Origin of the sequence: Caulobacter sp. Root1472, from assembly GCF_001426985.1 — a bacterium.
Taxonomy (GTDB): Bacteria; Pseudomonadota; Alphaproteobacteria; order Caulobacterales; family Caulobacteraceae; genus Caulobacter; species Caulobacter rhizosphaerae.
The window spans coordinates 95,801-109,678 of the sequence record NZ_LMFX01000034.1 but is presented as its reverse complement, the minus strand read 5'-3'; the positions used below and the strand labels follow the sequence as shown (position 1 = coordinate 109,678).

The following is a 13,878-nucleotide window of genomic DNA, read 5'->3' as shown; positions in this document are numbered from 1 at the left end:
TCAGAAGATGCGGCGGAGCGAAACAGTCACCGCGCGACCGTCATAGTCGTTGGCGCGAGGGACAGCCTCGACGGTCTGGTATTGAGTGCGGCGCTCATTCGTCAAGTTGTAGACGTCCGCGGATACGTGCATGCGCTCACTCATCGCGAAGGAGATCGACGAGTCCAGCTGTCCCCGCGCCTTCACGCGGCTGGTCGCGCCGGTGAACGTGTTGATGCCGGCGATGTAGTACTCATCGCGATAGTTGTAGACGACGCGAATGCCCAGCCGGGCGGCTTCATAGTAGCCGATGACGTTCATGCTACGCGCAGAAACGCCCGCCAGGACGGCCTTGGAACCGTCGGCGTTGCGGCCGTCGATGTGGGTGAGCGAGTAGTTGATGACGCCGCCGAAGTTTCTCCAGAAGCCCGAAAGGAAGTCCAGGTTCTGCTGAACACTGAACTCCAGACCCGTCACCTTGAGCGGCCGGCCCTGGTTGAAGGCGCCGGATGCTGTGATCACGGCGGGGTGGCCGTTGACGAGGATGTCGCTGAGGCACTGGCCGTTATTGACGGTCAGATGGCCGAGACCGAAGGCGGTCGCATCCGTGGGACACAGCCGTTCGATGCGGTTCTCGGTGGTCACCAGATTGCTGATGTCCTTGCGATAGACATCGAGCGAGACCATGCCGCCCGGACGATTGTACCATTCCAGGGACAGGTCGTGCGACAGCGCCGAGAACGGCTTCAGCTCATAGCCGCCATAGGCGATGTTGAATCCCTGGTCAGTGACCGTGACGGAACTGGCGGGGCTGAGCGTGCGCGGCTGGGGTCGCACGAAGGTCTCATAGGACGCCCATCGCAAAACCAGGCTGTCGCTCAGGTCTGCGGTCAACAATAGGGAGGGAAGCCATTCGGCGTCGTGGTTCCTGAAGCGGGCGAGGTCGTAGCGGGTATCGCCCGACGGCGCCGTGATGCGGTTCAGGGTGACGACCGCCTGGTCCGTCCGCTCGTACCGCAGACCGAGATTTCCACGCACCGGCGCGCCAAGCACCCGCCATTCGAACAGACCTTGAGCGTAGGCCGCCAGGGTATGATCCGAAACGCTGAAATTGTTGGCCGAATACGACTCGTTGGCGGGATCGTTGACCCAGCCGTTGGCCGTCGAGGTGTCGCCCGGGGCGAGCGTGACCGGCCTCAGCCTCGCAATCGCGTAGTGGTAGTCGATGCTTGCGAACGGATTGAGATAGCCTTTGGCGACGCCGCCGAAGAAGTCCGCCGCATAGACGCTGCTCTTTAGGAAGCTGCCGTCGATATTGCTGGTGTTTACACCCTTGGCGCTGGCGCGATAGCCGATGGAGGTGAAGTCGGCATGCTCGAAGCGCGCGCCGCCGGAAATCCCCGTGATCGGGCCGCCATCGAATACGCGATCGATATCGACCTGCCCCGCGTCGATGGCGGTGCGGGTGTAGCCGGCGTTCCCGGCGACCACCAGTTGGTCGCCCTGCCCGTTCTGCTGGAAGGCGGGATTGGCCAGCCCCAGCCAGGTCCAGGGGCCCGGCGTGACCTGGGGGAGCGAGCGCGGCGAAAGGGTCAGGACATACTCGCGAATATCGCCCCCGCCCGTGAACAGCGTCCCCGAAACGCCGTTGCCGCCCGACTTGGCGACATTGCGCCAGTCGATCTGAGTCTGGGTGTAGTCGTAAGCGCCGCGAGAACTGGTCAGGACGCCCGCGACGGCCCAGGGACCCGACGCCCAATGCGCCTCGCCGTTCAGGCTCCAGGCCTGCTGGACGATCGGTTCGGACCGGAAGGAGGTGTTCACCTGGGCGTTGGCGAAATTGACGGCGTTTACGTAGGCCAAGCCGTCGGACAACCGCTGGACGCTACTGACAGGCGTGACGACCGTGAGCGGCGAGCGCAGGTCGACCTCGTTCATCTCGGTGAAGTTCTCGCCCAGATGGCGACGCGTGAAGAAGCCGCTGAGGCCGAGCTTGAGGCTGGAGGTCGGCGCGGCCTCGACGCCGCCCGCCGCCGTCACCAGGGCCCCCTTGTTCAGCTTGACGAGTTGGCGGACGTCCGAAGGCGTCAGGACGCCCGTCCGCGCGGCGTGGCCCGTACCGATGACGCTGCAGGTTTCAAGGCTCGGGCAGGTCCCGTCAGGCAGCAGGGGTGCGTAGTAGTCGCTGTAGAGAGTCTGGAAGTCAGGCGTCAGCGCGTTGAGCGGGGTGTATTGAGGGAAATTGATCGAATCCCGCCGGAACCGCTCTTGCTTGAACGCCACGACCGCGAAGGCGGCCAGGCTGGGCGTGAAGTGATGGGCGGCGGAGAGGGTGAGCGCGGGCGAGCCCAGGTCCCCCAGGCTGTCTCGCTCATAGGACATCTTGGAGGCCACGCCGTCGCGACGGCTCAGGGCGGGTTCGATCTTCAGGTCGATGTTGCCGCTCAGCCCTCCAGACTGGTCCGAAGCGGATGGCGACTTGTTGATCGTGATGGCTGAAAAGATGTCGGAGTTGAAGGCCCCCAGCGGCGCGGACGAATCCAGCAGCGGTTCGGCGAACGCCTGGCCGTTGATGGTCGTGCGGGCGAAGGTCCCGGGCAGTCCTCGCAGGTTGATCGTCACATTCCGCGAGTCGGCTTCGCGGTTGACCTGGACGCCGGTGATGCGCTGGGCCGCCTCGCCGACGTTCAGGTCCGGAAATCGGCCAAGACCATCTGAGGAAATCGAATCCGTGACGCCGCCCGCCAAGCGCTTCATGCGGATGGCGTCGGCGTAGCTCTGGCGAAAACCCGAAACGATGACGGGCGTGACCAGCGTCTGTTCCTCGGGCGGTGCGATCATCGTCGCCGGAACGCTCACCTTGACGATCAGCACGGTTCCATTGGGCCGCGACCGTGCGGCCAGACCTGTGCCCTGAAGCAGGATCCTCAAGGCCGCCTCGCTATCGAACGCGCCGACAACGGGCCGGGTGGTGACGCCCTCGAGGTCGCCGCTGCTGGCCAGGACCTGCAGGCCCGACTGGCGGAAGAAGGCCTGCAGCGTCGTCAGCGCCGGCCCTGCGGGAATGTCGAAGCGTTGCGGTCGCGTCTGCGCGCTGGCGACGCCCCACGCCAGCCCAAGGCTGATCGCCACGGCCAGCGAGAGCTTCACGCCTTCCCCCCTACGCTGACGACTGGACGAGGCCATCCAGCGCCCCCCTCCTCACTGTCTTTCGGCTTGTTCAATCCACGCTGGACTGCGAGCCCTCGGCCCGACGAGCCTTAGCTTCGTGCCGTGGGCATGGTCGTGGATCGGGCCCTGCCGATCTCGATACGGTCTCCCTGTCGGCTCACCGTCGCGCCCAGCAGGGCGTGGACGGCGTCGACGAACTGTTCTGGCTGGTCGGTTCGGTACTGTCCGACGAACCGGTGCGACTGAAGCTCCGGGTCGGTGATGACAATCTTCAGCCGGTTGTATCGGTTGAACTCGAGGACGGCCTCGGCCAGCGTCTGGTTGTCGAGAACGATGTTCCCGTCCCGCCAGGCCAACCGGCGCTCCACCTCCTGCGGCGCCGAAAGCACCGCGATCGGTTCCGCGCGATTGGACACGAAGGCGCGCTCGCCGGCGGAAATGCGGCGCGCATGGCCAGCCCCGGCGGCGTTCCAGGTCTCGACGACGCCCTCCGTCACCAGAACGTCCGCGCCGGTGGCCCAGCGACGAACGCTGAACGCGGTGCCGACCGCGCGAACGAACACCTCGCCGGCTTCGACCACGAAGGGCCTCTGCGGATTTTTGGCGACATCGAACAGCGCTTCGCCGCTGACCAGGATCACGCGGCGCAGCTTCGGCGTCATCCTCACCTCGACTCGGCTGTCGCTGTTGAGGCTGGCGATCGTCCTGTCGGACAGCGGGACCTTGCGGACCTCGCCCATCGTGGTGGTGAACGCCTGGGCGTCGCCGCCGCGCGACAGCCAGACCGTCCCGGTCACTCCCGCCGCCGCGGTCGCCGCCAGACCCGCATAGAGCACGGCGCGGCGATCGGGCCGAGCCGCGGCGCGCGCCCTGGCGGGCGCTTCCGGCCTGAGATTGGACTGAACAGTCGCCTTATCCAGGCTAAGCCAGATCGCCTGCGCGCGCAGATAGGCGCCCTGGTGGCGGGGGCCAAGGTCGTACCAGGTCTCGAAGGCCCGCTGGTCGGCCTCGTCGAGGCCCCCAGACGACTGCCTAACGACCCAGGTCGTGGCTTCTTCATCGATGCTCGCCATCATCGACCGCTTCGCGCCTGGGTCTTTCCCGCGCCGGCCTGCCGCCGACGGCCGCCGTGGTACTCGGAAACGCCAATACGCGCCACCGTATCGGAAATGATGTGCATGCCGCGCATCGTCTCCTTCTCGACCACATTCTCGGTCAATCCCAGCTGCCGGGCGGTCTCGGCCTGGGAAAGGCCGTAGACTTTGCGCATCTGGAAGACCTCCCGGCAACGCTCGGGAAGTCGGGCGATCACGCCCAGCACCCATTTCAGCTCGGCGCGGGCCATGGCCTCCCGTTCGGGCGACGGGGCGCCGTCGGTCACCCCGAGTTCCTCCAGACTTTGGACGGCTTCGATGCTGACGACCCGGTTTCGGCGCAGGTGGTCGATCACCAGGTTGCGCGCCATCTGGAACACGTAGTTGCGCGGATCGTCGATATGGTCGACCGACCGCATCTTCAGGAACCGATAGTAGATGTCCTGGATGAGGTCATCGACGCCTTCGGCCGTGCCGCAGATGTGCCGAAGCTTCTGACGCAGGTCCGCTTCGAACGGCAGGACGTGCGTACTGACCCACGCGACGATTTCCGGATCAGCGCCCCGCATTCTTCCCTCCGAGCGCATGTTGATCCTGCGCTTATCTCGCTCTGGCGACCCGGCTTTGCTGGGCGCGACGCGAGTACAATAAATAATATAATCGGGGCCGCCCTCCATTCCGTCAATCAACCGGCGATCCATCCTGACGGATGCTACCGAAAAGAGCCGCAGGATGACCTGCGGCCAAGCCCAGGCGGCCCTGCCTATCGGGCCTTCGGTCTCAGGGTCAGGAAGAACAAGGTCGTCGGATCGGGGATGTCGGGTGCGGCCATGTCGCGATGCGGCGGCCGCGCGCTCCACGCCAGGGCATAGATCTCGCCATGGTCGCCGGCCGCGTTGACGATGTTGAGCTGCATGCCCTCGGGCGACTTGATCGTCCTCTTCAGCTGATCGGCCAGGGACTGCACCGGCCTCGCCTCGACCAGGGAGAGGTCATTGGAGCGCACCACGAAGTCGATCGACTGCTCCAGGCGGATGACGGGAACCTTGAGCAGCCCCTCTCCTATCGGCTGGGCGCCGCCGACGAAGATTTCCGCGTTCAACGAGCCGCCGCCGGAGAAGTCCCACCGGTAGTTCTTCCAATCACTGACCTGGGCGATGTCCCACTGCTTGCCGCGATGGCGCGCCAGGAAGATCTGGGTGTCACCGGCCTTGTCGAACTTGTGGTAGGTGATCGTCGGGTTGGCCTGCTCGTCGAAGCCAATCAGGGTGTTGTTGTTGATCATGCCGCCCTTCTCAGGCACCGGATCGACGATCTCGGCGTCCTTCAGCTTGATCGGCAGCGTCAGCGGCGTCCCGTCGGCCTTGAACCAGTGCACCAGGTCGGGGCTCTTGGCGTAGCTGAGGTCATGATTGGTCTCGGCCATCGGCGTCTCGCGCCAGACCCAGGCGATGTGGAACCAGGAATCCGGCCCGATCACCGGCCCCATGAAATAGGCGTTGCGCTGCCCCTCGCCGTCGACCAGCGGTGCGGAAGTCAGGCGCGACCACCGCCCCTCCTTGGCGTTCAGGACATCGTAGATCTCGTTGCCATTGCCGCTGGATCCGTCGCGATACTTGAAGATCAGCCGCTCGGCCCGGTCGCGCAGGAAGATCGGATAGGTCATCGAGCGCTCAAGGCCCACGTCGACCAGCTTGGTCACCCGTTTCAAGGTGCGGACGTCGCCGGAGGGGTCCGAGACGAACATCGTCAAGGGGCTGGAGTGCATGTTGGCGGCCACGTGCAGCCGGCCGGCCGCGTCCTCGGCGATGGCGATGTAGTTGTGGCTGTCCCAGTCGTTCCAGGTGTCCAGCTTCTGGTAGGTCCAGCCGCCGCCCGCCTTGCGCCGCCGAGCCACCGTCAACTGCCGGTTGGCGTCGTAATAGCCTACGACGATGTCGGCCTTGGTGGTCACCAGGGCGAAGCGAACGCTGTGCCCGGACCAGACGCGGTCGACGGCTTCGCTCGCCACGACCTCGGCCGAGAGTGACGGGGAGGCGCCAGGAGACGGCGTGAGGGTCTGGGCGCGCGCGACGTCGAGCGACAGCGTCGAGGCGAGCAATAGACACAGGAAGAAGCGGTTCATCGCAAGGACAGATCCGTCGGGCAAAATGAAAACAAGGAGCCAGGCGGGACGCGCCCGCCTGGCGTCGATCGTCTAGAACGAACCGCGCAGGGTCAGGGTGTAGGTCCTGCCGTCGTAGTCGTTCGCCCGCGGCATCAACTCAACGTTCTGATACTGCGTGCGGAGCTCGTCGGTCAGATTGTAGGCGTCGAACGAGACCGAGAACCTGTCGTTGATCGTATAGGACATCGACCCATCGAGCTGGCCCCGCGCCTTCACCCGACTGGCGCCGCCCGTGAAGGTGTTGCCGCCGGCCAGGATGTACTCGTCGCGATAGTTATAGACGAGCCGCGCTCCAAACTTGCCGCCCTCGTAGAAACCGATGACGTTGAAGGCATTTTTGGAGACGCCCGGCAGGATCGCCTTCGTCCCATCGGCATAGGTTCCAGAGATTTTGGCATAGGAATAGTTGAACACCCCGCCGAAATTCTTCCAGAAGCCCGGCAAAAAATCGAAGTTCTGCTGGACACTGATCTCGACACCGCTGACCTTGATCGGGTTCTGCTGATTGTAGTTGCCGCTGATCTGGACGACCGCGGGCGAGCCATTGACCAGGATGTCGCTTTGACAGGTGGTGCCGTTCAGGGACAGGTGACCCAGACCGTAGGCTGTCGCATCGGCCGGGCACAGGCGGCTCAGCCGGTTTTCGGCGATGACCAGATTGCGGATCGTCTTCTGATAGACGTCGACCGAAACCAGGCTGTTGGGCCGGTTGTACCATTCCAGCGAGATGTCGTGCGACCAGGCGGTGTAGGGCTGCAGGTCGTAGCCGCCATAGGCCAGTTGGAAGCCGTTGCCGGTCTTGGTCAGAGAGGTCGTCGGGGCCAGGTTCCGCGGCTGCGGCCGAACGAAGGTCTTATAGGAGGCGCCGCGCAGCACCAGCGTGTCGGTCAGGTCCGCCGCCAGCAACAGAGACGGCAGGATGTGCTCGTATTTCTGATGATAGGTCGTCGGCACGTAGACCACGTTGCCCGCCGCATCGAAGTTGCGGTTCAGCGCATTGATCGTCTGATCGGTCGACTCGAAGCGCGCGCCCGTATTGCCACGCACCCGCACCCCCAGCACCTGGGTGTCGATCTTGCCCATCACGTAGGCCGAGGTGTTGTCGTTCGTGACCGAGAAATTATAGGCCGAGTAGGACCCGTTGGTAGGATCGTTGATCCAGCCCGTCGGCGTGACCAGGTCGCCCGGCCCCGTCGTCACGGGCTGCAGGCGCGAGACGGCGCGGGCGTAGTCGACCGTGTACCAGTTGGCCGCATAGGCTCCGCCCGAACCGCCGAAGAAGTCGCTGGCATAGGGACTGAGTTTCAGAAAGCTGCTGTCGACGTTCTGGCCCTGCACGCCCTTGGCGCTGGTGCGATAGCCGCGCGAGGTGAACTCGGCCCGCTCAAACCGGGCGCCGGCCACCAAGCTGCTCAGCACGCGGTTCTCGAAGAAGCGCTCGATGTCGCCCTGGGCCGAGGATAGCTTGTTGGTCAGATAGCCCAGGCTGCCCGCGACGATCACCTGGTCGCCGGCGGCGTTCTGCAGAGTCGGCGTGTTGCCGGCGCCCTGCCAGACATAGGGCCCGGCCGAGACCACGGGCGCGCCGGCAGGGTTCAGCGACATCAGGTACTTGCCGATGTCCTCGCCGCCCGAGAAGAAGCTTCCCGATATCCCGTTGCCGCCGGCCTTGGCCAGGGTGCGGACGTCGATCTGGGTCTGCAGGGCGTTGTTGGAAGCCTCCGAAGCCGCCAGCACGCCGGTAACGCGCCAGTCGTCGTTGCGATACTCGACATTGCCCGTCACGTTCCAGGTCTTCTCGATCAAGGGTTCCGACCGGAAGGAGCGGTTCACCTGGGCGTTCGAATAGTCGAACGCATTGATGTAGTTGAAGCCGTCGGCGAGCGAGAAGACGACGCCCGTCGGCTTGATCACGGCCGTCGTCGGCCGCATGTCGACCTCAAGCAGGTCGGTGTAGTTCTTGTCGAGATTACGCCGGGTATAGAAGCCGCTGAGGCCGACCTTCAGGTCCTCATTGACGCGGTACTCCAGCCCAGCCGCCCCGGTCCAAAGATCCCCCTCGTTGTACTTGACGATCTGGCGATTGTCGGAGGGGAAAAGCACGCCCTTGGTCGACTTCGCGCCCGTGCCCCACGGGCGGCAGACCTGCCCCGACGGACAGGCCGAGCCGCCCGCCGGCGTCGCCGCGTAGTAGGCCGCCAGGTCGGGGTTGGAGACCGTCAGGTCGTTGAGCTGGGTGTACTGGACGAAGTTGATGGAGTCGCGGCGGAACTTCTCCTTCTTGTAGGCCAGCACGCCGAACACGGCGAGGTCGTCGGTGAGGTGCTTGTTGTAGCCGATGGTGGCGGCCGGGCTGCCCAGGTCGCCGAGTTCGTTGTGCTCATAGGCGAGCTTCATCGTCCCGCCGTCCTTGCGGCCTAGCGCCGGAGCGATCTGCAGGTCGATGATACCGCTCAACCCGCCCGCCTGGTCGGCGGCCGACGGCGACTTGATGATCGAGATCGCCGAGAAGATGTCGGAATTGAACGCTCCCAGCGGCGTGGAGGAATCCAGGATGGGTTCGGCAAAGCCCTGGCCGTTGATGGTCGTGCGGGCATAGGTCCCGGGCAGGCCGCGCAGGTTGATCGTTGCGTCACGCGACGCGGCCTCGCGATTGATCTGGACGCCCGGCAACCGCTGGATCGCCTCGCCGACATTGAGATCGGGAAAGCGGCCCAGGCCGTCCGAGGAGATCGAGTCGGTGATCCCCGCGCTTTCTCGCTTCATGCGCACCGCGTCGGCGTAGCTCTTTTTGAAGCCGGTCACCACGACCTCAGTCACCGTGTCGCCGTCCGACTTTTGGGCTTGCGCCAAGGTCGCGGCCGTTTGCCCGTAGGCCGATGTCCCGAGCGCGATGAAACTCGTAGAGCCCAGCGCGACCGCATACGCGATCCGCCTCATTTTGAGAGCCATGTGGTGCGTTTCCTCAGGTTTGCTGTTCAGCATTTTCTTGGCTGGAGCAAACCGAAGCTCACCCCCCAACCTCAGAAACGAGCGGCGGTGAATTTTCCGCCGACTTTTTGAGAGCAGTCGCCAGAATCTGGGACGACCGGCCCTTGACCGGCAAGCATCCGCCAGGGGCCGGGATGGCCAAACCGGCTGAGCGGAGCCCCCTTCGACACTTTGTGTGATGTTCCGATTCTGTCGGCAGACTCACCGCAGACGACGCTGGTCGAGTTGAGCGCGTTCCTTCAGCGCTTCGGCGGGGCGTAGGCGATGATCGAGTCGCCCAACTTGGTGCCCAGCGAACTGTGGCCGCCGGCCACGATCACGATGAACTGCCGGCCGCTCGCGGGCGAGCGATAGGTCATCGGGGTGGCCTGACCGCCGGCGGGCAGGCGCGCGCGCCAGAGGACGTCTCCGGTCCTGACGTCGTAGGCGCGGACATAGTTGTCGATCGCCGAGGACATGAAGGCCAGGCCGCCGGCCGTCACCATCGGTCCGCCCAGGCTGGGCACGCCCATCTTGAAGGGCAGCGGCACGGGCGTCTGGTCACGGACGGTGCCGTTCTTGCGCTGGTAGACGACCTTGCCGGTCACCAGGTCCAGGCCCGCGACATAGCCCCAGGGCGGCGCCTGGCACGGAAGGCCGAGCGGCGACAGGAACGGGTTCAGGTCGACGGCGAAGGGCGCGCCGCGGTTCGGGTTGTAGCCATGCTCGCTGGAGCCCTTCAGGTCCGATCCGCCGCTCGGGCCCTTGCGATCAGCGCCAGCCTGGTGTCGCGGGACCAGCCGGTCGACGAACCCCATGTAGTTGGGATGGGCGAAGGCGATCTGGCGTTCGGGATCTATGGCCATGCCGCCCCAGTCCATGACCCCGAAGTTGCCGGGATAGACCAGCGATCCCTGGACCGAAGGCGGGGTGTAGGGCCCGTCATAGCGCAGGCGGCGGAATTTGATCCGGCAGGCCAACTGGTCGAGCATGGTCGCGCCCCACATGTCGCTCTCGCGGGCGCGCTGGGGCATCAGGCTCACGCTGGAATAGGGCTGGGTTCGCGCCGCCCAGTCGCCCCGCGCCGCGCCTTGCGGAGCCGGGCGTTCGTCGACCGGATGGATCGGCGCGCCATCGCGCCGATCCAGGACGAAGATGTTGCCGGTCTTCGTCGATTGAACGAGCGCCGGGACACGGCCCTTGCCCGGGATGTCCAGATCGACGAGGGCCGGCTGCGCAGGCACGTCCATGTCCCACAGGTCGTGGTGGACGGTCTGGAACACCCAGCGGGGCCGTCCGGTGGCGACATCCAGCGCTAGGATCGAGGAGGCGAACCGCTCGGTCGTCGCCGGACGCTGACCGCCCCACTGATCCACCGCGCCCATGCCCATCGGCACGTAGATCAGGCCCAGGGCCTCGTCGACGGCCGAGGTGCTCCAGCTGTTGGGCGAGGATTCGCTGTAGCGCTGACCCGGCTTGAGCGGCGTGGTGTCGTCGGGTCGGCCCGGGTCGAAGTTCCAGACCAGGCGGCCGTCGCGGACGTCGTAGGCGCGGATCACGCCCGACGGCATGTGGATCGACTTGTTGTCGTAGATGGCGCCGCCCAGCACGACGAGGTCACGGGTGATCAGCGGCGCGGAGGTGAACTGGTACCAGCCGCGCTCGTGCGGCGGCATGCCGGCCAGCGTATCCACCTGGCCGCCGCGGCCGAAGCCGGGACAGAGGCGGCCGGTGCGCGCGTCGAGCGCGATCAGCCGCGCGTCGTTCGTCGCCATCAGGATGCGCTGGACGCAGGGCTCTCTCGCGCCCTCGGCCGCCGCCGGCCCGTGGAAGGAAACGCCGCGACAAGTGAGATGCTGCAGCTCGGCGGGCACGGCGATGTGCGGGTCGAACCGCCAGCGGGTCGCCCCCGTCTCGGCGTCGAGCGCCAGAACGATATTGTGCGGCGTGCAGAGATAGACCGTATCGGCCACCTTGATCGGCGTGACCTCGTAGGTCGTCTCCTCGGGGTCCCCGGGCCGCTTGAGGTCGCCCGTGCGGACATGCCAGGCCACTTGCAGCTGGCCGACGTTGGCGGGCGTGACCTGCTTCAGCGGCGACCACTTGTCGCCCGCCCAGGAACGGCCGTACGCGCTCCAGTCTCCCTCCGCGACACCGCCGAGGTCCGTCGCCACGGGCCGTCGCACGTCGGGAAGGCGTCCTCGCAGGTCGTGGCTCGTGGCCATGGAGACCACCGCCACGACGCAGGCCGCGACCATGGTCAGGGCAAGCGGGCCGGCGCGCCATCGCCAAGGCCTCGCCTTGTCCGAACCGTCACCGAGCTGGCGCGTCACCCACGGCATCAGAAGCAGCAGGCCAAGCGGGAACAGCAGGTCGCCGCGCGGCGTAAGCTTCCACCAGTCGAAGCCGATTTCCGCGACCGCCCACACCAGGGTGACGGCGATGACGGCGGCGAACACGTGGAGGGCGGTGGCCCGCCGGCGCCACAGGAGCACCGCCGCCACCAGCAGGCCCGCCCCGGCCGCCGCATAGTAGGGGCTGCCTTTCAGCGCCAGGAGCCAGGCGCCGCCAGCGAGGTTCAGAAGGCCAAGGAGACCGATTGCAACGGCCAGCGCCGCGATCAGAATCGGAGGTCTGTTCATGCCGGCGGGCTTGCTCATGGGACATCCGCTCTGATCCGCGATCGCCATCGCGACGATGCTCAAGCGAGCGCTCTCGCGCTTTCGCCGCCTGGGCTTCGAGATGCAACGAAGGACGTCCCGATTGGCTCCAGTGCAAGACATTGGAAGCCTCAGAAGCGCGACGTTTCCTGGTCAGGCGCGTTGACCTCTCGCAAAGTCCCTTCCCGCTCCTCGGGATCGTCGCGCCTAACGACAGGTGACGAAGCTGGCCGGACGGCTCAACGCGCCCGACGAGCGCCGGTGCGCCTTGAACACCGAGCGCCCCAGATAACGTCGCCCTCCGCCAATCTGAGGAGACCCTGCCGTGCACAGCCTCTCGGCCTTCGACGCCGCCGCCATCATCGTCGTCCTGATCGCCGCCCTGGGCTACGCCAATCATCGCTGGCTAAGACTCGCTCCCAGTATCGCGCTGACGGTGATGGGAGCGGTGGCTTCCGTGCTGGTGGTGTTCGCCGACCGCCTGATGCCGGCCAGCGAGCTTGGCGCAACGGTCCGCAGCTTCCTCGAGGGGATCGATTTCAAGACGGCGCTGATGGACGGCATGTTGTCGTTCCTGCTGTTCGCGGGGGCTCTGCATGTGAACCTTGATGAAGTCCGCGTCGGCCGCGGCCCGATCGCGGCGCTCAGCACCGTGGGGGTGATCGCTTCGACGGTCCTGATCGCGTTGGGCTTCAAGGCGATCAGCATGATCGTGGGCCTGGAGGCGCCGTTCGCCTGGTGCCTGGTCTTCGGAGCCCTGATCAGCCCCACCGATCCGGTGGCCGTGCTGGCCATCCTCAAGGAGGCGCGAGTCCCCAAGACCCTGGAAGCGACCGTCGGCGGCGAGAGCCTGTTCAACGACGGCGTGGGCGTGGTCGTCTTCTCGATCCTGCTTGCCGCCGCGACGGCCGGACAGCCGCTGACGGCGCTCGACGCCCTTCGGCTTTTCGCGGTGGAGGCCGGCGGCGGCGCCTTGCTGGGCCTTGCTGCGGGATACATCGCCTTTCGCGCCATGTGCCTATCGACAACTACAACGTCGAGGTGATGATCAGCCTTGCCGTCGTCATGGGCGGCTACGCGATCGCCCGCCCCCTGCATGTCAGCGGCCCGGTCGCCATGGCGGTGGCCGGATTGGTGATCGGCAACAAGGGCGTGGCCTTGGCCATGAGCGACACCACGCGCGACTACCTGTTGAAGTTCTGGTCCCTGATCGACGAGATCCTAAACGCCGCCCTCTTCCTGTTGATCGGACTGGAGGGCGTAGCCCTGACCTGGAGCCCCGCGCTGGCGCTGGCGGGCGCGATCGCCATCCCGATGATCCTGGGCGCCCGCCTGGTGTCGACCGCACCGTTGCTGGCCCTCTGGCGCAGGTTGCTGCCCCCGCGCCTGGCCATACCGATCCTCACCTGGGGCGCCATGCGCGGCGGCATATCGATCGCCATGGCGCTGTCCCTGCCTGCCGGCGCCATGAAAGACCTCATCGTGTCGACCACCTACGTCGTGGTGTTGTTTTCCGTGATCGTCCAGGGGGGAACAATGGGTGACCTGGTGCGACGGCTGCAGCGTGACTGAGCTGCACGCCCGCGGCGAACACGCGCCTTTTGGTCGTACGATCATCGTCGCCATTGATAATTCCAATGATGTCGACGCGGATAGGCGCGGCCGGCGCCATGGCCGTCTCGGCGGCGCGCAACCGGCCCAGCCGTCGCGCGGGGGCGTCAAGGGGCCTCGCGCCAACCAGCCGCTCAGGTGACGGCCGAGCTTTCGGCGATTTAGCCTTTGATCAATTGGCGACGCGATCGGAACTCTGGGCGGCGCAAAGCGTCTGCCCTCCCGA

Annotated in this window: 6 protein-coding genes and 1 pseudogene; 1 reads left to right on the top strand and 6 read right to left on the bottom strand. The window is 65.9% G+C overall.

Translation table 11 applies throughout. From position 1 onward, the window contains the following. The 6 genes from ASD47_RS19575 to ASD47_RS19550 form a co-directional block, all read right to left on the bottom strand. On the bottom strand, positions 1–3,129 hold the full coding sequence (locus ASD47_RS19575) for a TonB-dependent receptor (protein WP_056760092.1): 3,129 nt from the start codon (positions 3,127–3,129) through the stop codon (positions 1–3). A 110-nt stretch (positions 3,130–3,239) separates the two neighbouring features. Beyond that, positions 3,240–4,223, bottom strand: coding sequence for a FecR domain-containing protein (locus tag ASD47_RS19570; protein ID WP_056760492.1), 984 nt, complete (start codon positions 4,221–4,223; stop codon positions 3,240–3,242). Further along, positions 4,223–4,813, bottom strand: coding sequence for an RNA polymerase sigma factor (locus ASD47_RS19565; RefSeq protein WP_056760089.1), 591 nt, complete (start codon positions 4,811–4,813; stop codon positions 4,223–4,225). Before ASD47_RS19565 ends, ASD47_RS19570 begins: the two co-directional genes overlap by 1 nt. A gap of 194 nt (positions 4,814–5,007) precedes the next feature. Continuing rightward, complete coding sequence (locus ASD47_RS19560; RefSeq protein WP_056760087.1) at positions 5,008–6,369, bottom strand: BNR repeat-containing protein; 1,362 nt, start codon at positions 6,367–6,369, stop codon at positions 5,008–5,010. A gap of 72 nt (positions 6,370–6,441) precedes the next feature. Further along, positions 6,442–9,264, bottom strand: coding sequence for a TonB-dependent receptor (locus ASD47_RS19555; protein ID WP_162251683.1), 2,823 nt, complete (start codon positions 9,262–9,264; stop codon positions 6,442–6,444). 377 nt (positions 9,265–9,641) lie between these two features. Next, positions 9,642–12,041, bottom strand: coding sequence for a membrane-bound PQQ-dependent dehydrogenase, glucose/quinate/shikimate family (locus ASD47_RS19550; protein WP_082564722.1), 2,400 nt, complete (start codon positions 12,039–12,041; stop codon positions 9,642–9,644). Between the two features lie 325 nt (positions 12,042–12,366). Here ASD47_RS19550 and ASD47_RS28315 point away from each other — a divergent pair. Next, positions 12,367–13,613: pseudogene (locus ASD47_RS28315) on the top strand (cation:proton antiporter). Positions 13,614–13,878: the final 265 nt, after the last annotated feature.

Excerpts from the sequence above, each read along its gene's own strand:
- ASD47_RS19565 (WP_056760089.1), bottom strand. The coding sequence starts at position 4,813 with ATGCGGGGCGCTGATCCGGAAATCGTCGCGTGGGTCAGTACGCACGTC.
- ASD47_RS19570 (WP_056760492.1), bottom strand. The coding sequence starts at position 4,223 with ATGGCGAGCATCGATGAAGAAGCCACGACCTGGGTCGTTAGGCAGTCG.
- ASD47_RS19550 (WP_082564722.1), bottom strand. The coding sequence starts at position 12,041 with ATGAGCAAGCCCGCCGGCATGAACAGACCTCCGATTCTGATCGCGGCG.
- ASD47_RS19560 (WP_056760087.1), bottom strand. The coding sequence starts at position 6,369 with ATGAACCGCTTCTTCCTGTGTCTATTGCTCGCCTCGACGCTGTCGCTC.